This window comes from Maricaulis sp. MIT060901 (assembly GCF_047123815.1).
Classification (GTDB): Bacteria; Pseudomonadota; Alphaproteobacteria; order Caulobacterales; family Maricaulaceae; genus Maricaulis.
The window spans coordinates 741,630-761,258 of record NZ_CP138920.1 but is presented as its reverse complement, the minus strand read 5'-3'; the positions used below and the strand labels follow the sequence as shown (position 1 = coordinate 761,258).

Genomic DNA, 19,629 nt, shown 5'->3' with positions numbered 1-19,629 from the left:
TCGCGTCAAACGCCCCCAGCGTTTGCAAACTCAGCCCGCAGAATAATCGTCTTCCGCCTCAGCCCACCAAGGGTACCAGTCCGGCAAGTCTTCGGAAACCTTCATTGGGAAGTTTGGTTGCCGTTTCTCCAAGAAGGACATCACGCCTTCCTCGGCATCCTTGCCCATGCCGGCCTTCAGAATGCCCCGGGTTTCGATCCGGTGGGCGATCATGGGGTGGTCAGCTCCCTGCATTCGCCAGGCCATCTGACGCATCAAGGCGAGCGAAACCGGCGCGCAGTTCTCCGCCATCAGGCGCGCGCGTTCACGGGCCTCTGCCATCAGGTCCTCGTCCGGGACGACGCGTGAGACGAGGCCGTTCTCGAAGGCCTCGGCGGAGCTGAAGGTCCGTCCGGTCAGCCCCCAATCCATCGCCGTGGAAATACCGACCACACGCGGCAGGAACCAGCTGGCGCAGCCATCCCAGACAATACCGCGCTTGGCGAAGGGGAAGGCGAATTTCGCACTCATCCCGGCCAGGCGGATATCCATGGGCAGGATCATGGTCGCACCGATGCCGACGGACGCGCCATTGACCGCCGCAATGATCGGCTTTTTCGAATTCCAGATGCGAAGGTTGAGCACGCCGCCGCGATCACGCCATTTCTCGTCGGTCGCATCGAACGTGCCGTCGTGCTGCGTCTGCGCCACCATGTCGAAGGTTTCGGCTCCGGTGGACAGGTCGGCACCCGCGCAGAACGCCTTGCCGTCGCCGGTGATGATGATGGCGCGGACGTCATCATCCGCATCCAGCTGGTCGAATATCCCGATCAGTTCATCACCCATCTCGTAGGTGAAGGCATTGAGACGGTGCGGCCGGCTCAGCGTGATGGTGGCAATCTGCTCGTCGATCTCGAGGCGTACGGTGTCAAAACTCATGAAGTCTCCCCTTTGGCGCGAGCCTAGCCTGCCTCGCCATCCTCGCCTACTCCGAACAGGCGGCCGCGTTCGGTCACCAGCACCGCGCACAGGCTGAGCGCGCCGACAACCGCCTGGCCTGCAATCAGCGGGACGGCGGTGCCGTCGTAGAGCTGGCCGATCAACATGCCGATCATGGTCGCCCCAATACCGCTGACAAAGCCGTAAGAAGCCGAGGCGGTGCCGGCGATATGACCCATCGGCTCCATGGCAATAGAGCTGAAATTGGCGGCTATCAGTCCCAGGAAGGCCAGGGCGATGGACAGCAGCACCACGAACAGGATGAGGTTATCAATCCCGCTGAGCAAAATGAGCGCGTGCAGCGCACTGATGCCGGTGAAACCGATCAGCGCACCATGCGCCAGCCGTCTCTGGCCGAGCCGGTTGACCAGGCGGGAATTGGCATAGCTGGTGAAACTCATGCCCGTCGCGAGGATCGCGAAGGTGATCGGAAACTGGTTATCGCTCAGTCCAAAATGTTCGACGAAAATCTGTTGCGAGCTACCCAGGAAGGCGTAGAGGCCGCCGAAAAAGGACATGCTGGCCAGGGTGTATCCGAGCATCAATCGGTTGCTCATCGCCTCGCCAAAGGCAGAGGCCACCACCTTAACGCTCAGCCGGGTGCGGTATTCCGGATGCAGGGTTTCCGGCAGGCGGATCTGGATCCATGCGGCAAGCGCAATACCGAAAATGATCAGGAAGCCGAAAATCGCTCGCCAGTCGCCAAAGATCGTCAACACGATCTGACCGATACTGGGGGCCAGGACGGGCACAGCCATGAAAGCGGTCATCACCATGGACATGATCTCGGCCATGCGTCGGCCCGAGGTCAGGTCGCGGGCGATGGCGACGGTGATGACGCGGCTGGCGGCGGCTGCACCACCCTGAAGGAAACGGGCGAGCAGCAGGAGGGAGAAGCTCGGGGTGAAGGCACAGATTACGGTCACGAGCAAAAACAACCCGATCGCGGTCAGCATCACCGCCTTGCGTCCAAACCGGTCGGCCAGCGGGCCGTAGAAGATCTGGGTGATCGAGAACCCGGCCAGATAGGTCGTGATGACGTATTGCTGGTCATTGGCACGCTCGACGCTGAGTTCCCGGGCGATATCGTCCAGGGCCGGCAGCATCATGTCGATGGCCAGGGCGACCAGTGCGGTCATGGCTACAAACAGCGCAACCAGTTCCCACACCGGGAGCGGCAGCTCTTCGGCTGTTTTGGTGTTTGACGTCGTCATCGGGGCAATCCGTCGGGGTTGGAGGGGCAGACTGCGCCTCAAAATGCGTTACAGCAAGCGGCCAGGCGGAAAAACTTCAGTTCAGCGTGGCGTGTAATACATCTGCAACTGGAAGGAATTGGCGATGCGATTGGCGCGCTCCAGGAACCAGTTCCGCGCCTCCTCGGTGGCACCGATTTCCTGCAGCGACTGGTCGAACAGTGCCAGCCAGGTCTGGAAATGGCCGCGGTGGACACGGTGCTTCAGTTTCATGTGCGCCGGCATGGGGCGGCCGGAATACTGGCCGTCATGGAAGACCAGTGAGCCCCAGAATTGTTTCATCGTCTCCAGGTGCGGTTCCCAATTGTCCTGGATCTGCCTGTCAAAGATCGGCCCTAGCGCCGGGTGAGCGCGCACATTTTCGTAAAATGTATCCACGAGGTCAGAGATCAGTTGTCGGTCAATACCGGCTCGATCTGCGTCCGCATGGGCTTTCTCGCGAGCTTCGGTGACGCGGGGCGGGTAGGGCGTGCTCATCTGGGTATCCATAACTGGTATTCAAGATGCATGTAATTGACCGGGCACATAACGCAAGCCTGAGGCACGCTGCAAACTGTCGCAGGCTTGCTGCAACAGGCGAGCCCTCCTATCTATCAGCTGATAGAAGAGGAGCGTGCCATGCGGGCGCAAAAGGCCGAAGAGATACTCGATGCCGCTGAAAAACTGGCGCGTTCCGGCGGGTATGGCGGGTTCAGTTTCCGTGATCTTGCCCGGGGCGTCGGGATCAAGTCGGCCAGCGTGCACTATCATTTCCCGACCAAAGAAGATCTCGGGATCGCGATGACCCAGCGCTACAACGAGCGTTTCATCCACGGTCTGGGGGATCCTCGAGGCGAGGGTACGGTCGACGAGAAGATCGCGCGTTATATCAATGCTTTCCGCACCTCGATGATCGAGGATCGGCTGATGTGTCTGTGCGGTCTGTTTGGCGCCGAGGTAACCAGCCTGCCCGGCAATGTTGCCGAGGAAGCCCGGGTCTTCTTCGAGAGGAACCGGGACTGGCTGATGGCGGTACTGGCGGATGATACGCGCTTTGCCGATGATGACGCGCGCGAACGCGCCGCCCTGACCCTCATCGCCAAGCTCCAGGGCGCCATGATCATGGCCCGCACCATGATTGATGTGGGTGTATTCGAGACGATCCTGGAAGACCCGCTGGGTTAAGCCGGATATCGCTCGCTGCGCCGGGTAAACTCTCTGCCAGATTCGTGAAAAGCCGATCTTACCGACGGAATATGATTATTCATTCCGTTTCCAGTCCTGAGGGCGGTCTTTGTCGGTCGTCTTGTGTGGTGCTTTGGGAAGGGCATGACATTGAATATCAAGGCAGTTGTTTTGAGTTTTTTGGTCGCGGCAAGCTTGAGTGCGTGCGGTGGTGGTGGATCGTCTGGCTCCGGTGGAGGCTCTGTTCCCTCGCCGCCAGCGCCACCGCCACCGCCACCGCCGCCTTCTTCTCCTCCGCTCAGTATGACGGATGTTGTATATGCGATGGGCTCAGTAGACGGTGGTAATGCGGAGGTCGAACTGCTTCTTGATGTTTACCAGTCAGGACAAACCTGTGGGGTGCCTCGCCCTGTTGTTTTACTTGTCCATGGCGGCGGCTTTACGGGCGGGTCCAAATCCGCTGAGTTGTGGAGGGAGATAGGTGCCGCCGTTGCAGACCGCGGCTTTGTTGGAATCTCAATAGACTATCGGATTTTCAGCGATGATCCGGAAATCAGCTCACCCTACGGCACACTTAGGGATTTGATCCTGGAAAACAGTGACGTCTCCGATCCTACCACAGAACAGCTTCAATATGTGGATACAGTTGTAAGTTCTGTCGAAGACGCGAGAAAGGCGTTGGATTGGGTCGTTGATCACTCTGACGAGATTTGCGCGGACGCAGATCGCATAGCCATTTGGGGCGCGTCGGCCGGCGCCACCATCGCTATGACACTTGGTTACGTGATGGACGACGCAGAACTCGAGGCCACAAATCAATTAGCCGTTATCGACTACTATGGCTCACTAATCGTCCCGGACACAATTCGGTCTGATGATTCTCCGTTGCTCATTCTACACGGCAATGCTGACCTCACCGTTGAATATTCCGAGGCATTATCGATACAGGACGAGCTCGAGCTCGCCCAATTGCCATATAGCTTCTACACAGTAGACAGGGCCGGACACGGTAAAGATGAGGTAGGGGTTTTCACAAACGGAGTTGATGGCAAGAGCTTCTTGGAAATTACTCTGGATTTTGTTGAAGATCATCTCACCGGAGGTAGCCCTCATTATGAGCAAAGAACCGTGCCGTCGCTTGGGCGCAACTTTGTGCAAGACTTTGAAAGTGCTCAACCGGGGGTCGTGTCCCCCGAGGCCCTAGATAGTCTTTTTCCTGATTCACGCGATATTAACGGCGTCTCGGAGGGTCGTGTATTTGTAACAGAATTGGAAAATTTAGCATCGGAGCAGGTATTGGAGATACGCGTTGATGCTCTAAACGTCGGGGCCGATAACAGTGGCGCCTCTTGGATCACACCGATTTCCAGGCGCAATGAATTTTATCTTTCTTATCGCGTACAGTTTGCAGACGGATTTGATTTTGATGCTGGTGGTACTCTCCCTGGCCTCGCAGGCGGTAACCTGAATACCGTAAATTCGTGGTCGGCACCTATTGTCTGGCGGCCTAGCGGGACCATTGCCCAGCGACTAACTTACTTCGAACAAACAAACCCGACAGGTGACATCTTTCTCCCGAACGTACCCGTCTCAGGTCCATGGAATTTTGACACTGGGGAGTGGTATTCCGTTCTTCAGTTCATTCGAATGAACACTCCAGGGGAGGCCGATGGTTTGGTTGAAGTTTCGGTAAATGGCGAAAATATCATCCAGATCGACGGGATAAATCTACGTGAATCCGACAATCTCTACATAAATAAACTCGTCTTTTCTGCATATTTTGGCGGCGGCGAGGCGCATGCTCAGCCGATAAATGATAGCGAAATTTTGTTCGATGATCTGATTATGTCTACCCAGCCAGTCGAGGAGGCCAGAAGCGAGGCTCGAGGCATCTGGCCTTGACCAGCTATTGTGTGGGTGGAGGCGAGGGCGGACGGGTCTCAAGTCTGATTAAGCCGGGTCGGCACTTAAGGTATGACCTGGGCCCCTCCAGTTCCTCGTTTATTTCGAGAGTCTGATCCTGTCATAGTCGATGATTTGGCCGGGCGAGCGTGCCGGGAGCGATGAGCGAGGATCTGCGCTGGCGGGTTGAACGTCTGGTCGCAGAGGAGGGTTTGTCCACGCGTGAGGCGGCGCGGCGCATGTGCGTCGGCATTTCGAAAGCGGGCAGCTGGATTCGACTTTACCGGCGAACCGAGGGGGCACGCCGCGCAAGAAGGGCAATCCCGGCCTGCTCATGGCTCGCACCATGATTGATGCGGGTGTATTCGAGAGAATCCTCGAGGACCCACTGGGTTAAGCCGAGATAGCAACGCGCGGTGCTGAGAAAATTTGCGGTCTGGTCGCAAAAAAACGATCTTACCGACGGAATATGATTATTCATTCCGTTTCCAGTCCTGAGGGCGGTCTTTGACGATCGTCTTGTGTGGTGCTTTGGGATGGGGATGACATTGAATATCAGGGCAGTTGTTTTGAGTTTTTTGGCCGCGGCAAGCTTGAGCGCGTGCGGTGGTGGTGGATCGTCTGGCTCCGGTGGAGGTGGCGTTCCCTCGCCGCCAGCGCCACCGTCACCGCCACCGCCGCCTTCTTCTCCTCCGCTCAGTATGACGGATGTTGTCTATGGCAGCGCCGCTGTTGACGGCGGCAACGCCCAGCTTGACCTGTTGTTGGATGTTTATCAGTCCGGCGAGGCATGCGGTGACCCGCGGCCCTTTGTGGTCATGATCCATGGTGGCGGTTTTACCGGAGGCTCGAAGTCCGTCTGGCCGGAAAGCGGTGAAGCCTTGGCCGAACGCGATTTCGTGGGTATCGCCATCGATTATCGGCTTTTTGGTGATGACCCCGAGCCCGGTCCCGAAATCGATGCGCTGTACCAGCTCTTTCTCAGCCTGGTCGATGAAAACACCGAGCTCACGCCGGAAGACCTGCAATTGCTCAGGACCATTGCCAGTTCGGTCGGGGATGCGCGCAGCGCGGTTGAATGGGTGCAGGAGAATGCGGATGAGCTTTGTGTGGACCCCGACCGGTTCGCCCTTTGGGGACGGTCTGCCGGTGCGTATATCAGCCTTTTGCTCGGCTATGCGCTCGACGATGCCGGCCTGGCGCCGGTCGGACAGTCGGTAGTGATTGACTACTGGGGAGCGCAGATCGTTCCCGACGCCATGCAGGCCGGCGATGCGCCTCTGTTCATCCTGCATGGGGACGAAGACCCGACGGTCGATTACGACAGCGCGCTGGCGCTGCAAGCCGATGCCGACCTAAATCAGGTCCCCTATGCTTTCTACACCGTGGACGGCGGCGGGCACGGGGTCGCGACCACCCGGCTGGGGGTTGATGGCGTGACGTTCTTCGATCTCACCCTGAACTTCATCGAGGCCCATCTTCGTGATGGAACGCCGCTTTATGAGACCCGAACCATCCCGGCGCCTGGCAGCAGCAATGTGCAGAATTTCAACGGCAGCGTGACTGGCAAGCTGTCCGCGGCCGAACTGGAGCCGCTTTTCAGCAATGCTCAGCGTGTGAGCGGCGTGAACGCAGGGCGTGCGGAAATCGTCAGCTGGCCAGAGGCCTTCCAGGGGCAGGCCCTGGCGATTTCACTGGACGCGCTGGCGGTCGGGGAGCGCTATAGCGGCGCGCACTGGATCACGAGCCTTCCGGCGCGGGATGAGTTGTATCTGTCCTACAGGATCCGGTTCGAGCCGGGCTTCGACTTTGGCGCCGGCGGTACGCTGACCGGCCTGGCGGGTGGAAACCCCGACAGCCTCGCCAACGGTATGGACTGGTGGTCGGCACCGGTCGTCTGGCGACCCGGCGGTGATGTGGCGCAGCGGCTGTATCACCCGGCACAGCTGTCGGACACGGGAGATGTCCTGCCTTGGGACTACGGCGATTCCGGCACCAGGCAGTTTCGCGTCGGTGAATGGCATACGATCGAGCAACACATCCGCCTGAACACGCCCGGCCTGTCCGATGGTGTCATCGAGGTCACCCTGGACGGAGAGCTTGCGCTCATCGAGCAAGGCGTTCGTTTTCGCGACACGGAAAGCCTGCGTCTCAACAAGCTTGTGTTCGCGTCCTATTACGGCGGTGGAGATGCGATGCTGCAGCCGGTCAATGATGGCCGCGTGGTGATCGATGATGTGGTTATCTCCACACACCCGATCAACCATGATTAAGGCATTGCCGGTTCTGCGGGCCGCCACCGGTGTGTGCGGCCCTGCCTACAGGATCAGACGTTGAAGCGGAAATGCATCACATCGCCGTCCTGGACGATGTAATCCTTGCCTTCTGCGCGCATCTTGCCGGCTTCCTTGGCCGGGCTTTCACCGCCACAGGCGACATAATCGTCATAGGCGATGGTCTCGGCGCGGATGAAACCCTTCTCGAAATCACCGTGAATGACACCGGCAGCCTGCGGCGCGGTATAGCCCTCGCGAATGGTCCAGGCGCGTGCTTCCTTGGGGCCGGCCGTGAAATAGGTCTGTAGGCCCAGCAGCGCGTATCCCGTGTGGATCAGGCGGTCGAGGCCCGGCTCTTCAAGGCCGATGGTCTCGAGATATTCCGCGCGCTCTTCCTCGTCTTCCAGGAGGGCCAGCTCGCTCTCGATCTTGGCCGAGATGACAACCGCTTGGGCGCCTTCTTCCTCGGCGCGCTTGAAGACGATTTTCGAGTAGTCATTGCCGTCAGCAGCGCTGTTTTCATCGACATTGGCGATGAAGAGAACCGGCTTGGTGGTCAGAAGCTGTAGGCCCTTCCAGGCTTTCTCGTCATCCTTGTTGACCTCGGCGAAACGCGCCGGCTTGCCATTGTTGAGCTGTTCCAGCGCCAGGTCGACCAGGACGATGGTCGCCTTGGCGTCCTTGTCACCGGATTTGGCTTTCTTTTCGAGATTGGTGCGGCGTTTTTCCAGGCTCTCCAGGTCGGCCAGCATCAACTCGGTCTCAACCGTCTCGAGATCGGCCAGCGGGTCGATCTTGTTGGCGACATGGGTGACGTCATCATCATCGAAACAGCGCAGCACATAGGCGATGGCGTCGGTCTCGCGGATATTGGCGAGGAACTGGTTGCCCAGGCCTTCGCCCTTGGACGCGCCCGCCACCAGGCCGGCAATGTCGACGAAGTTCATGCGTGCCGGCAGGACTTCCTTGGACTGGGCGATCTCGGCCAGCTTGGCCAGGCGCGGTTCCGGCACAGCCACATCACCGACATTCGGCTCGATGGTACAGAACGGATAATTCGCCGCCTGGGCCGCAGCGGTCTGCGTCAGAGCGTTGAAGAGCGTGGACTTGCCAACGTTGGGCAGGCCAACAATGCCGCATTTGAAACCCATGAGATCTAGTCCTCTTTGGCGGGCGGGCCGCGCTTGACCGGCTCGGGGGCCGGTGCCTTGTGTGTCACTTGTGTCTGGAAGGCGTCGAGTTCGCCCTTGCCGAGCAGGTCAATACTGCCTGCGATCGCATCCAGCAAATCGATCAGCCAGTTTTCCTCAGCCTTGGAGAAGTCCGAGAGCACATAGCCGGTTACGCGATTGCGGTCGCCGGGATGTCCGACGCCGATACGGCCGCGCAGGAAGTCCGGTCCCAGCTGGCTGGTGGTGGATTTGATGCCGTTGTTTCCGGCGGCGCCGCCGCCCTTCTTCAGACGGAACTTGCCCGGCGCCAGGTCCAGCTCGTCATGGAAGACGACGACCTTGGACGGATCGACCTTGAAGAAATTCGCCGCCTCGCCGATCGCGTGGCCGGAGTTATTGTAGAAGGTCTGGGGTTTGAGCAGGAGAAACTTGTTCGACCCGATGACCAGGTCCGTCGCCAGTCCCTGGAAACGCTTGCGCCAGGGGCCGCAATGATAGGCCTGGGCAATGACGTCCAGCGCCATGAAACCCACATTATGCCTGTTGCGGAGATATTTCGCCTCGGGATTGCCGAGACCGGCGAGGATCATCATGGCGTTCGCGTGCCCCTCTCAGCACAAGGCCGCGAACCCTTGCGAGATCGCGGCCTTTGAATTCAGCTCGACGGCTCCCACTAGGGAGCAGGGAGGACCTAGTCCTCGTCGCTCTTCTGCTCGGTCGCTTCGACCGCGTCAGCAGCCACGTCAGCGCCTTCTTCCTCGTCAGCCGTGAGAACGGCACGGGAGCCCTGCAGCGTGGCAACGGTGAAGTCGCGATCGGCGATCGCCGGCTTCGCGCCGTCCGGCAGCTTGATTGCGGAGATGTGCACCGAATCGCCAATGTCGAGGCCGGTCAGGTCAGCTTCGATTGCGTCCGGAATGTTGCCAGCCGGAACGACCAGCTCGACGGAGTGACGTACGACGTTGAGAACGCCGCCGCGCTTCATGCCCGGAGAGTCGCTTTCGTTGACGAAACGGACCGCAACTTCGACGTTGATCTTGGTGTCTTCGTCAACGCGGAACAGGTCAACGTGCATGACCTGGTCGGAAACCGGGTGGAATTGAACATCGCGAGCGATGACTTGCTGGCGCTTGCCTTCGTGGTCCAGCTCCATCATGGAAGAGATGAAGTTGCCGGTCAGCAGGGCCTTGCGGACTTCATTGCCACGCAGGTTGATCGCAACCGGGTCCAGCTTGCCGCCATAGAGGACGCCCGGGACCAGGTCTTCACGGCGGGCAGCGCGAGCCGCGCCCGTGCCGGTGCCTTCGCGAACGTCTACAGTGAGAACGATGTTGGAGCTCATCGGTCCAGTTCCTTAAATATGCGCGCCGCCTCTACGAGGGGGGCAGCGTCTTTGCTTTGGCGTCGTGCCACGTAATCTTTCGAGCGGCGGGCTATAACCCAACCCCGCGCGAGGCGCAACCACACGCGCGCGTAAGAGTCAGTGCTAATACAGTAGGTGAGGCGTGTAAGGAGAGGTGAATGTCAGATCGCAACCAAGGGACGGCCGTGATCCTGATGATCGGGACTGGTTCAATGCGCTCGACCTCAGGCGAATTGCAGGACTTGTCGCCATGATTGCGGTGGCATTTGTTTTATTCAGCCTCATCTTTGACGTCCCGCTCCTGGAGGGGGGGCGTTTACTGCACTGATTTTCGCCAACCTCATCGGCGCTTTTTTTGTCTCGGGATGGGCAGGACATTATGCCGGCCGGCAGATCGAAGGCGCCCTGGCACAGCGTGTCTTCAGCACGTCCGTGTTGATCGCTTACGCGCTGACGATGTTTTTCGTCATCAAGGCCATTTTGAACATCTAGCGGGGCGCAGCGCCCGAAAGAGCTGCAGCGCACCCGCCTGGGCATTCATGCCCTAGTCAAACAGTTTCGATACCGACTCATCATTGGCGATGCGTCGAATGGCTTCACCGAGCAGGGGGGCGACTGGCAGGCGCCGGACTTTATCCGTCTGCGTCGAGCCGGGGATTTCCGTAATGGAATCGGTGACCACGATCTCGCGCAGGGCAGACTTGTGGACACGGCCCTGGGCGTCATTGGACAGAACGCCGTGGGTGACATAGGCAGAGACTTCCACCGCGCCTTCCTTGAGCAGGGCATCAGCCGCGTTGCACAGTGTGCCACCGCTATCGCACATGTCGTCAAACAGGATGCAGCGACGGCCTTCGACATCACCGATAATATTCATCACCTCGGACACGCCGGCTTTGGGGCGACGCTTGTCGACGATTGCGATCTCGGCATCGAGCAGTTTGGCCAGCGCGCGGGCACGGACCACACCGCCGACATCCGGCGAAACGATCATCAGGTCGTCGGTCTTGTAGTTCCGGCGGATATCATCCTCGATCACGCGGGTGGCGAAGAGATTGTCTGTCGGGATATCGAAAAAGCCCTGAATCTGTCCGGCGTGCAGATCGATGGTCAGAACGCGGTCGGCACCGGCCTTGGCGATCAGATTGGCGACCAGCTTGGCGGAGATCGGTGTGCGGCCGCCGGTCTTGCGGTCCTGGCGGGCGTAACCGAAATAGGGAATGACAGCTGTGATGCGACGGGCGCTGGCGCGGACCAGGGCGTCGATACAGATCAGCAATTCCATCAAATGGTCATTTGCGGGGTAGGAGGTCGACTGGATGATAAACACATCCTCGCCGCGCACGTTTTCGTCGATCCGGACAAAAATCTCGCCATCCGCGAAACGTTCGATCTCGCTGGCGGTGAGAGGTGCGTCGAGATAATCGGCAATCGCCTTGGCCAACGGTTCGTTGGACGTGCCTGACATCAGTTTCATGGATTTTGCCCCGGCTGCAGTGATCTCGCGCTGCTTATCAGAGGGCGTATCCAGATTGAAGCCAAAATAATCAGCGTGCGGTGAATCCCGGCGGGGCGGGCATGCTCTCGTGATCAAGCACGATCAACTTGAACAGTTCACCCATTTCTTCCGGGTCCGTCAGGCGCCAGAGCTGGCGCGCGATTTGTGCCCTCTTTTCCGGGGCATGCTGGGAGAGCGCGGCAGCGCGTGCCTCGATGCCCAGCCCGTTCAGGAAATCGCCCTGGGTGACCGGACCAGCCACACGCAAGCCCAGCGTTTGTGCATTCCGGCTGAGCTGGCCGAAATCCACCCGCGCCGTCAGATCCGCGGTTCCGGGCTGATCAAGCGGTTCCACCTTCTCGTGCTGGCGAATCGCCTGCAGCGTATCGCCGGTTTCACTGTCGGCCGGGCCGTAGTCGATGAAGAGCGCGCGTCCGGGTGAGGTTTCAAAGTGTGCAACGAGCTGGTCCAGCACCTGTTCGTCACCCGGGCGAAGCTCAACCAGCGCGCCATCCGGCGCGTCCAGAAGGCTGGCCGGGATGGGTTCGATATCGGTGTTGAGCTGGGGGCCGCGCACGAAGCTCAGGGCCTCGTCGACCAGGCCAACCATGCGTTCATACCATTTGCCTTCGATCTTGATGGCCTGGCGGATGGGAAGGCAGTCGAGGAATTCATTGCCGATGATCAGGCAGGGGCCCTGAGGCACCTGGTCGAGGCGCTGGATCCAGCTGGCCTGGACGCCACTGGTGCCGAGCGATTTGGCCTGGACGGATTTGAGTGCGGCACTGGCCTCGATCAGATAGACGTGTACGGCTTTGAGAAAGTCCGGCAGGGCGCGGCCGGTGCGCAGGATGTCGAACATCATCGTGCCGCGACCCGGGCCCATCTCGACCAGGTTGAAACGTTCGGGGCGACCCATATCGTCCCAGGACTGCATGATCCACAGCCCCATCAACTCACCGAACATCTGCGAGATTTCCGGCGCGGTGATGAAGTCTGACCCGGCCCCGATCGGGTCCTTGGTGGCGTAGAAACCTTCCGTGGGATCGAACAGGGCCTCGGTCATGAAGCTGGCGATGGAGATGGGACCACTGTCCCGGATACGGTCGCGAATGCTGTCTGCGATCATGCTTTGCCGGCCAGAAGCTTGAGGTCATCCTTGACGTTGCGCCAGATCAGCCACGCGCCCAGTCCGATCATCGGCAGGGAGAGCAGCATGCCCATGGTGACGATGCCCTGCAGGGCTTCGGGCATGTGAGCATCGGGTTCGCGCACGGTTTCCATCAGCGCCCGGAACAGGCCGTAACACAGAAGGAAGAGACCGGCATTGAGACCCGGCTTGGCCAGGGAGCGGAATTTCCACGTTGCAATATTGATGATGGCAAACAGGGCCAGGCCTTCCAGCGCGGCTTCGTAGAGCTGGCTGGGATGGCGCGGCACACAATAGGGATCATTGGCAAAGGTCATCGCCCAGGGACCGTCCCAGGGGCGGCCCCACAGCTCGCCATTGATGAAGTTGGCCATGCGACCGAAGAACAGGCCGATCGGCGTGACGACGGCCGCCGCGTCGGCGATCTGCCAGAGATTGAGTTTCTGCGAGCGGGCGAAATACCACAGCGCCAGTCCGACACCGATCAGGCCGCCATGGAAAGCCATTCCGCCATCGGTGATACCGAAAATGATGTCCAGCGGCCGTTCCCAGATCATTTCGGGCATGTAGAAAACCACGTAACCCAGTCGGCCACCCAGGATGACACCCAGCGTCGCCCAGATCAGCAGGTCGTCCACCTGGGCCTCGCTGAACGGCGCCTTGCCCTTCTTGTCGTCGCGCGGATGCCACATGTTGGCGCGGCGCGAGAGCGAGATCATGTAGCGCCAGCCCAGCATCAGGCCCGCGATATAGGCCAGCGCATACCAGCGCAGGGCAAACCAGGCCGGCTCATGGGTTCCCAGCGTGAAGCCATCCGGTCCGATCGTGAACAGGATCGGGTCGATCAGGTCGAAACTGGCTGGGCAGGTTTGCATGGCGGCTACTCATTTCGAGATGCATCTGTGACGGAACAGCGCGTTGCGCTTTTCTCTGTCCCGCCGCATATAGGAGAACGAACTTTTGATAAATGGCTTTCTTTGATGCAAACGCGCAACCCGCTTCTCAATGATTTCGCAGATTTGATGACCGATGCCTTCGGTGCAGCCCAGGCTGTCGGCGAGGAAGCGCAGGCCGTTTTCCGGGCCCAGGCCGATCGCCTGGTCGCGGATATGGACCTGGTCAGCCGTGAGGAATATGACGCTGTCAAAGCCTCGCTCGCCGATGCGCATGATCAGATCGCAGCCCTGGAAGCCCGGCTGGAAAAGCTTGAAAAGGCAAAGAAACCAGCAGCGGCGCGAAAACCGCGTGCCAGCAAGGCCAAAACTGCCGCGACGAAATCCACAGACTGATAGCGCGAAAGCCGCGCTTCTTATTGCACCCGCCCGGGCAGAGGCATACCGTCAAATGGCGGTGTGAATCGCCAGCGGATGAGGGAGACGACCCCATGGACCTGCTTTCCGACGATGTCACGCTCAGCGTGACTGATCCGCTTGATGCGGTCGAACAGGCCGTCATCGCTGAACAATATCCCTATGATCGTGACGAGGGTGGCGAGCTGCATCTCAGCGCGCCGGGCAATTGGCGTGATCACCAGATCTGGTTCGCCTGGCGTCCGGAGCTGGATGCGCTGCACATCTGTGCCAGCCTTGACCTGAAAATCCCGGCCAATCGTTTCAGCGAGGTCTGCGAGCTTGTCGCGCGCCTGAACGAAAAGCTGTGGATGGGCCATTTCGATGTCTGGGCCGAGGATGGTTCCATTCTCTACCGCCATGCCATTGCCGTTCCGGGCGGTGAAAGCGTCTCTCCGGCACAGGCTGCAGCCATGCTGGCCGCGGCACGGGAGGCGGGTGAGCGTTTCTATCCGGCGTTTCATTTCCTGGTCTGGGGTGGAAAAAGCCCGCAGGAAGCTGCCGCCGCCGCTATGTTCGAAACCGCGGGTGAGGCATAACAGTCTCGATGAGCAACGCGCAAAAGATCGCCCTTCTGGGCGCGGGACATATGGGTGGAGCCCTGCTTGCGGGCTGGCTTCGCCGTAAATCCACCGGCATCAAGCCTGAAAACGTCATCGTGCTGGATCCCAGCCCGAGTGACGAGGTCCAGGCCCTGATCGAAGAACATGGCCTGGAACACGCGCCGGCGATGACGCTGGCCATGTCCACCCAGGTCGCCACCGTCCTGGTTGCGATCAAGCCGCAAATGCTCGACAAGATCGCACCGACACTGGCGCCGGTCCTGGCGCCGGAGACCGCCGTGATCTCGATTATGGCCGGCACCACGATCAAGCGACTGGAAACCGTCTTTGGCGATCGCCCGATCGTGCGTGCCATGCCGAATACGCCTGCTGCTGTGGGCGCGGGCATTTCCGTCTGTGTCTCCAACCTCGCCGGTGAAGCGATCGAGAAGAGCGCGACCAAGCTGCTTTCCGTTGCCGGAGAAGTGGAATGGGTCCGTGACGAGCGCCTGCTGGGCGCGGTTACTGCTGTATCCGGTTCCGGTCCGGCTTACGTCTTCCTGCTGGCCGAGGCGCTGGCAGGCGCGGGCTTTGGCGAAGGCCTGCCGCGCGAGCTTGCCGACAAACTGGCGCGTCAGACCGTGATCGGTGCCGGCGCCTTGCTCGCCGCGTCGGAGAAGGACCCACAGGCCCTGCGCCGCGCGGTCACATCCCCGAACGGAACGACACAGGCGGCTCTGGATGTGTTGATGGGTGCGGGTGGCGGATTGCCGGAACTCGTGCGCATGGCCGTCAACGCGGCTGAACGCCGGTCTCGCCAGATCGGCGCGGACGCCGATAACGGCTAGCCGGGCAGGCTCAGCGTCGCTTTCAGACCCCCCAGATCACTGCGACCCAGGCGCATTTCCCCGCCATGATTGCGCGCAACATCGCGGGCGATTGCCAGGCCCAGCCCGACACCCTTGCGGTTCTGGTTGCGGCTTTCATCCAGGCGGTTGAACGGCTTCAGCGCCTCGTCATACTGGTCTTCCGGAATGCCGGGACCATTATCCTCGACACTCATTTCGATCCGCGAACCCGCGCGTGCGACCGTGACACGAACGCTGTTGCCGAAACTGGTGGCATTGCCGATGAGATTTTCCAGAGCACGCTGGACGGTCACGGCGCGGACCTCTGCAAACAGGTCCGGTTCGCTGACAAATTCGATATCGACATCCCCGCGCCGGGCATTGTCGACGACCTGTTCGGCCAGCTGGCCCAGGTCGAAACGCTCGGTGGCCTCGACCAGCTGACCCCGGGCAAAGTCGAGATACTCGTCCAGCATCTCTTCCATCGCGGCGATATCCGCCTTGGCATCATCCCGTTCCGGACTGGCCGGCATGAGGGCGAGTTGTAGCTTGAGCCGGGTGAGGGGCGTGCGCAGGTCATGGCTGACCCCGGCGAGAATGGCCGTGCGCTGTTCGAGATGGCGTTTGATCCGCGCTCGCATGCCCAGGAAGGCGTGGGCGGCCTGGCGCACCTCGGTGGCCCCGGAGGGACGGAAATGGGCGACATCCTGGCCGCGACCGAATTGCTCAGCGGCATCGGCGAGGCGGCGGATGGGTTTGACCTGGTTGCGGATGAACACGACAGAGACCGCTGTCAGCAGGGTCGAGGCGCCAATGATCCATAACAGGAAAATATGCCCGGTCGTCGCGAACACGCGTTCGCGCAGGGCGATGAAACGCAATACGCCTTCATCCACCTCAACCCGGACATCGACATAGCTGGGATAGCGGGTGGTATCGAACCAGAAATCATTGGTGATCTGGTCGGACAGCGCGCTGTTGAGCGTGCGGTCCAGGGTGCGGAAGAAGGAGGAACGGCGCGAGGTCGGCAGCGTTTCCTCCGGCCTGAAATCCACCGACAGGCGCATCGTCTCATAGGCGGTGTCCGACAGCCGGTCGAAGGCCTCCAGATCACCGCCGGACTGTTCGTACAGCGCCGTCATCATGGCGATATCGCCGGCCACCCCTTCAGACAGGCGGCTGGTCACCGTCTCCCAGTGTTCCTCGAAAAAGGACCAGGCCACCGCCACCTGCATCAGCGCCACCGGCAATACGATGATCAGCAGTGTACGGGCAAACAGGCCCTTGGGCGTGAGGCGGCGGATGAGGTTCATCGGCTCGGATCAGCTCTCGAAAACAGGATCGGCAGCCAGGCGATAACCCTCGCCCCTGACGGTCTGTAGGTGAAGCGGTTCCTTGGGGTCTTTCTCGATCTTGCGGCGCAGGCGGGTGACCTGGACGTCCACAGCCCGTTCGCCGGCGCCGGTGCGTTCCGACAGGGTCAGGCGGGATACGGTCTGGCCGGCACTGGCTGCCAGCGCTGCGAGCAGGGCGCTTTCACCACCGGTCAGGCGGGTGGTTTCGCCGGCACGGGTGAGTTGTTCGCGCTCGACATCGAAACACCACTCCCCGAACTCCACACGCTTGATCACCGTGGACTGGACTTTCGTGCGGCGCAGGATGGCGTTGAGACGCAGGACCAGCTCCTCCGGCTCAAACGGTTTGGCCAGATAATCGTCCGCCCCCAGGCTGAGCCCCTCGATCCGGTCCTGGGCCTCGCCCCGGGCGGTGAGCAGGAGGATGGGCGTTTCCTGTTTCTCGCGAATGGTTCTGGTCAGCTCGAACCCGTCCATGCCGGGCATCATCACGTCCAGCACCAGCAGATCAAACTCCAGCGCCTTCATGGTCGACAGCGCCTTCTCGGCATTGGCAGCCGTCGATACGCGATATCCGCGCTCCTGCAGGAAACGTTTCAGCAAGGCACGGATGCGGTCATCATCATCAACGACCAGAATGTGCGCGTCTTCAAAAGGCGTGTCGTTCAAGGGGTGGGGTCCTCCCTCTCGTAGGGTGATGGTAGACGCTGGCTGGGTGTCGGTGGTCATCGGGTTGGAGCATAATGCGCTCTGGCGGTTTTGCACCAGTGCCGATATCGGGTGAGGCCGCGGTTTTTGCTGTGGGATGAGAGATGGAGGCGACCTGCGCGTGCCCAATCCCGTCATCCCAACGAAAGTTGGGACCCAGTTCATCGAGCGATATTGTCTTAGAACAGGTCACGACCACCGAGCCCTTTGAACTGGGCCCTGATCTTCATCAGGCTGACGATGGAGCGGAGCGGCAATCTCCGCAACTTTTCCCCGGCCTCGTGCCGGGGCCCGGAGGTTGGAGCGTTTTGGTGGATTGGGCGTGTCACCATTTCTTCTTGTTGGTGCATCCTTGTTCTATTGACCTGCTCGGTCGTATACGGCTTGATCAAACTCAACGTGACATTGCGAGTTGAGGGGTGAAAATGCGCGCTGGGTTTGCGATTGCGGCGATGGTGTTCGGTGCATCGAGCGCTACTGCGCAGGGGGCCACCTGCCAAATTCCTCCGGACTTGGAGTCCACGGTCAATGCTGGCGGCGAGTATTGGAGCCGTTTGATTGAAACAGTCATTGTCGACGAACCGAGCAGCCTCGCTGTGGACAATTCTGGAAGGATCTGGGTGGTCGGCCGCGGTTGCGAAGCGAGCGGCGGAGCTCGTATCGTTCGATTGAGTCAGGCTGGGGAAATTCTGGACGATCATGGTTATGGGCAAGGCGTGATCGCCCGCTGGGGCCGCGTATCTGTTGCTGCAGACGGGCAGGTTTGGACAGCAGGGTTTTACAGTGACTTTTACTCGCAGCCACGAGGACCGCAGGGGCTATTTGTCTATAGCTTCACCGAAGCCGAACCCGAACCGGACCGCGGTTTCCACGAAAGTATGACTTACAACGGAGCTGAGGCTCTATTGCCGCTAGAGGGCGGCGGAATGTTCGTCGTTCAGTCGGTTGGCAGCGCCAGGGGGGCAGAGCAGCCGACAGGCCAGGATGTTGAAATCATCCGTTTCAGTGATTCCTTGAATCCAGTTTGGACCTACCGATCACACTCGCCTGGAGATGATATGGCGAGAAGTGCAGCATTGACACCTGACGGAGAAATCTGGGTCGTAGGCAAGAAATCGACAGGCAATCCGCGTACAGGGATCCGAGCATGGATCGGGCGCTTTGATCGCGAAGGTAACCCGTTGTTCGAGCGGTTTTTTGGTACGGGCAGTTATAGTGCATCGTTCGATGCAGTATTGGCGACTGAAGACGGTGGTGCGTGGATGGCTGGGGCGGTTGGAGGCCTAGCGCAAACCGTGCTCATTCGTGTCGATGCTGATGGAGAGGTCCTCCACGAGGTGGAGCTTGATCTATCGCTACCTAGTCGAGGCACAAACCCGGTTGCCTTGGGTCTCGGTATGCAACGCGTGACTGGTCTGGCGGCAACTCCGGAGGGCGGCGTCTTCGCTGTTGGTCATACCAGCGACCCCCAAAGTGGTGAGCTCGATGCTCTGCTGGTCTGGATCAGCTCAGACGGAGAGTTGATCCGGGTCGAAACGTTCGGGTCGTCCGGTTCCGATCATGCTCGAGCTGTTTACATGCTTGAGGACGGTTCCGCACTTGTCGCCGGAGCAACCACGAACGGTGAACCCGTAATGGACCGAAGAGGATGGTATGGTTGGCTGTTCCGCGTGGGGCCAAACGGAGAATTACCAAGCTTGGGCAGCGCCGGGTAATCCGGTCTCTCAAGACATCAGACATCAATCCTGAAGGCATCGACTTGAGCGGCGAAGGCGGAGAAGGAGTGGGTGCGCGCCGCAGGCGCCAACAAGAGTCTCTTTTCGGCCCTTCGGGCCGCACCCTATCCACCCGCTTCGCGGGCACCTTCGGCACTTCGAACATGCCCCCGGCATGTTCTCGGGTGCCTCAGCCCATCAAGGGAAAGGAGGAAACAAAATGAGCTCTGTCATTTCCGTCATCCCACGGTGGTCGCGCAGCGATCATCCGGGGGACCTCAGCTAACCCGGCAGCAGGATGGTCGAGGTCACCCGGACAAGCCGGGTGATGACCGTGTTTTAGGAGGGAGGGGCGC

18 protein-coding genes are annotated in these 19,629 nt (G+C 60.1%); 7 read left to right on the top strand and 11 right to left on the bottom strand.

Going from position 1 to position 19,629, the window contains the following annotated elements; translation table 11 throughout:
- Nucleotides 1-30 precede the first annotated feature (30 nt).
- The 3 genes from SIC17_RS03920 to SIC17_RS03910 all read right to left on the bottom strand — a co-directional run bounded on the left by SIC17_RS03920 (nucleotide 31) and on the right by SIC17_RS03910 (nucleotide 2,708).
- A complete protein-coding gene (locus SIC17_RS03920) occupies nucleotides 31-918 on the bottom strand; it encodes a crotonase/enoyl-CoA hydratase family protein (RefSeq protein ID WP_412546454.1) in 888 nt (295 codons plus the stop codon).
- Between the two features lie 23 nt (nucleotides 919-941).
- The gene (locus SIC17_RS03915) at nucleotides 942-2,192 is read right to left on the bottom strand and encodes a multidrug effflux MFS transporter (RefSeq protein WP_412546453.1); all 1,251 of its coding nucleotides are present in this window, start codon (nucleotides 2,190-2,192) and stop codon (nucleotides 942-944) included.
- Between the two features lie 81 nt (nucleotides 2,193-2,273).
- Complete coding sequence (locus SIC17_RS03910; RefSeq protein WP_412546452.1) at nucleotides 2,274-2,708, bottom strand: group III truncated hemoglobin; 435 nt, start codon at nucleotides 2,706-2,708, stop codon at nucleotides 2,274-2,276.
- Nucleotides 2,709-2,849: 141 nt separating this feature from the next.
- Between SIC17_RS03910 and SIC17_RS03905 the strand changes: the two genes are divergently transcribed.
- The 3 genes from SIC17_RS03905 to SIC17_RS03895 all read left to right on the top strand — a co-directional run bounded on the left by SIC17_RS03905 (nucleotide 2,850) and on the right by SIC17_RS03895 (nucleotide 7,570).
- Nucleotides 2,850-3,395 (top strand): TetR/AcrR family transcriptional regulator, encoded by a 546-nt coding sequence (locus SIC17_RS03905; protein ID WP_412546451.1) that lies wholly within the window; start codon nucleotides 2,850-2,852, stop codon nucleotides 3,393-3,395.
- A 144-nt stretch (nucleotides 3,396-3,539) separates the two neighbouring features.
- Nucleotides 3,540-5,297: an alpha/beta hydrolase gene (locus SIC17_RS03900; protein ID WP_412546450.1), complete on the top strand. Its 1,758-nt coding sequence runs from the start codon at nucleotides 3,540-3,542 to the stop codon at nucleotides 5,295-5,297.
- A 701-nt stretch (nucleotides 5,298-5,998) separates the two neighbouring features.
- Entirely contained in the window at nucleotides 5,999-7,570 is a 1,572-nt protein-coding gene (locus SIC17_RS03895) for a polysaccharide lyase (protein ID WP_412546449.1), read from the top strand.
- 53 nt (nucleotides 7,571-7,623) lie between these two features.
- Here SIC17_RS03895 and ychF read toward each other — a convergent pair whose 3' ends face one another.
- The 6 genes from ychF to lgt form a co-directional block, all read right to left on the bottom strand.
- Nucleotides 7,624-8,724, bottom strand: a complete 1,101-nt coding sequence (gene ychF, locus SIC17_RS03890) for a redox-regulated ATPase YchF (protein ID WP_291894044.1) — start codon at nucleotides 8,722-8,724, stop codon at nucleotides 7,624-7,626.
- Between the two features lie 5 nt (nucleotides 8,725-8,729).
- A complete protein-coding gene (pth, locus tag SIC17_RS03885) occupies nucleotides 8,730-9,338 on the bottom strand; it encodes an aminoacyl-tRNA hydrolase (protein ID WP_291894042.1) in 609 nt (202 codons plus the stop codon).
- Between the two features lie 98 nt (nucleotides 9,339-9,436).
- A complete protein-coding gene (locus SIC17_RS03880) occupies nucleotides 9,437-10,087 on the bottom strand; it encodes a 50S ribosomal protein L25/general stress protein Ctc (protein WP_291894040.1) in 651 nt (216 codons plus the stop codon).
- Between the two features lie 565 nt (nucleotides 10,088-10,652).
- A complete protein-coding gene (locus SIC17_RS03875) occupies nucleotides 10,653-11,585 on the bottom strand; it encodes a ribose-phosphate pyrophosphokinase (RefSeq protein WP_291894036.1) in 933 nt (310 codons plus the stop codon).
- 70 nt (nucleotides 11,586-11,655) lie between these two features.
- Nucleotides 11,656-12,735 carry a class I SAM-dependent methyltransferase gene (locus SIC17_RS03870; protein WP_412546448.1) on the bottom strand — a complete coding sequence of 360 codons (1,080 nt, stop codon included), beginning with the start codon at nucleotides 12,733-12,735 and terminating at the stop codon, nucleotides 11,656-11,658.
- The gene (gene lgt / locus SIC17_RS03865) at nucleotides 12,732-13,631 is read right to left on the bottom strand and encodes a prolipoprotein diacylglyceryl transferase (protein WP_412546447.1); all 900 of its coding nucleotides are present in this window, start codon (nucleotides 13,629-13,631) and stop codon (nucleotides 12,732-12,734) included. The genes SIC17_RS03870 and lgt overlap by 4 nt, the downstream gene beginning before the upstream one ends.
- Nucleotides 13,632-13,736: 105 nt before the next feature.
- Between lgt and SIC17_RS03860 the strand changes: the two genes are divergently transcribed.
- The 3 genes from SIC17_RS03860 to proC all read left to right on the top strand — a co-directional run bounded on the left by SIC17_RS03860 (nucleotide 13,737) and on the right by proC (nucleotide 15,495).
- Nucleotides 13,737-14,045, top strand: coding sequence for an accessory factor UbiK family protein (locus SIC17_RS03860; protein ID WP_412546446.1), 309 nt, complete (start codon nucleotides 13,737-13,739; stop codon nucleotides 14,043-14,045).
- Nucleotides 14,046-14,140: 95 nt separating this feature from the next.
- Complete coding sequence (locus SIC17_RS03855; protein ID WP_412546445.1) at nucleotides 14,141-14,644, top strand: YbjN domain-containing protein; 504 nt, start codon at nucleotides 14,141-14,143, stop codon at nucleotides 14,642-14,644.
- Nucleotides 14,645-14,652: 8 nt separating this feature from the next.
- On the top strand, nucleotides 14,653-15,495 hold the full coding sequence (proC, locus tag SIC17_RS03850) for a pyrroline-5-carboxylate reductase (RefSeq protein WP_412546444.1): 843 nt from the start codon (nucleotides 14,653-14,655) through the stop codon (nucleotides 15,493-15,495).
- Here proC and SIC17_RS03845 read toward each other — a convergent pair.
- Together SIC17_RS03845 and SIC17_RS03840 are read right to left on the bottom strand one after the other, a co-directional pair.
- Nucleotides 15,492-16,808 carry an ATP-binding protein gene (locus SIC17_RS03845; protein WP_412546443.1) on the bottom strand — a complete coding sequence of 439 codons (1,317 nt, stop codon included), beginning with the start codon at nucleotides 16,806-16,808 and terminating at the stop codon, nucleotides 15,492-15,494. The genes proC and SIC17_RS03845 overlap by 4 nt on opposite strands.
- Before the next feature lie 9 nt (nucleotides 16,809-16,817).
- A complete protein-coding gene (locus tag SIC17_RS03840) occupies nucleotides 16,818-17,519 on the bottom strand; it encodes a response regulator (protein ID WP_291894021.1) in 702 nt (233 codons plus the stop codon).
- A 458-nt stretch (nucleotides 17,520-17,977) separates the two neighbouring features.
- Between SIC17_RS03840 and SIC17_RS03835 the strand changes: the two genes are divergently transcribed.
- Nucleotides 17,978-19,273 (top strand): hypothetical protein, encoded by a 1,296-nt coding sequence (locus tag SIC17_RS03835; protein WP_412546442.1) that lies wholly within the window; start codon nucleotides 17,978-17,980, stop codon nucleotides 19,271-19,273.
- Nucleotides 19,274-19,629 lie beyond the last annotated feature (356 nt).

Excerpts from the sequence above, each read along its gene's own strand:
- SIC17_RS03920 (WP_412546454.1), bottom strand. The coding sequence starts at position 918 with ATGAGTTTTGACACCGTACGCCTCGAGATCGACGAGCAGATTGCCACC.
- SIC17_RS03915 (WP_412546453.1), bottom strand. The coding sequence starts at position 2,192 with ATGACGACGTCAAACACCAAAACAGCCGAAGAGCTGCCGCTCCCGGTG.
- SIC17_RS03910 (WP_412546452.1), bottom strand. The coding sequence starts at position 2,708 with ATGAGCACGCCCTACCCGCCCCGCGTCACCGAAGCTCGCGAGAAAGCC.
- SIC17_RS03905 (WP_412546451.1), top strand. The coding sequence starts at position 2,850 with ATGCGGGCGCAAAAGGCCGAAGAGATACTCGATGCCGCTGAAAAACTG.
- SIC17_RS03900 (WP_412546450.1), top strand. The coding sequence starts at position 3,540 with ATGACATTGAATATCAAGGCAGTTGTTTTGAGTTTTTTGGTCGCGGCA.
- SIC17_RS03895 (WP_412546449.1), top strand. The coding sequence starts at position 5,999 with ATGACGGATGTTGTCTATGGCAGCGCCGCTGTTGACGGCGGCAACGCC.
- ychF (WP_291894044.1), bottom strand. The coding sequence starts at position 8,724 with ATGGGTTTCAAATGCGGCATTGTTGGCCTGCCCAACGTTGGCAAGTCC.
- pth (WP_291894042.1), bottom strand. The coding sequence starts at position 9,338 with ATGATGATCCTCGCCGGTCTCGGCAATCCCGAGGCGAAATATCTCCGC.
- SIC17_RS03880 (WP_291894040.1), bottom strand. The coding sequence starts at position 10,087 with ATGAGCTCCAACATCGTTCTCACTGTAGACGTTCGCGAAGGCACCGGC.
- SIC17_RS03875 (WP_291894036.1), bottom strand. The coding sequence starts at position 11,585 with ATGAAACTGATGTCAGGCACGTCCAACGAACCGTTGGCCAAGGCGATT.
- SIC17_RS03870 (WP_412546448.1), bottom strand. The coding sequence starts at position 12,735 with ATGATCGCAGACAGCATTCGCGACCGTATCCGGGACAGTGGTCCCATC.
- lgt (WP_412546447.1), bottom strand. The coding sequence starts at position 13,631 with ATGCAAACCTGCCCAGCCAGTTTCGACCTGATCGACCCGATCCTGTTC.
- SIC17_RS03860 (WP_412546446.1), top strand. The coding sequence starts at position 13,737 with ATGCAAACGCGCAACCCGCTTCTCAATGATTTCGCAGATTTGATGACC.
- SIC17_RS03855 (WP_412546445.1), top strand. The coding sequence starts at position 14,141 with ATGGACCTGCTTTCCGACGATGTCACGCTCAGCGTGACTGATCCGCTT.
- proC (WP_412546444.1), top strand. The coding sequence starts at position 14,653 with ATGAGCAACGCGCAAAAGATCGCCCTTCTGGGCGCGGGACATATGGGT.
- SIC17_RS03845 (WP_412546443.1), bottom strand. The coding sequence starts at position 16,808 with ATGAACCTCATCCGCCGCCTCACGCCCAAGGGCCTGTTTGCCCGTACA.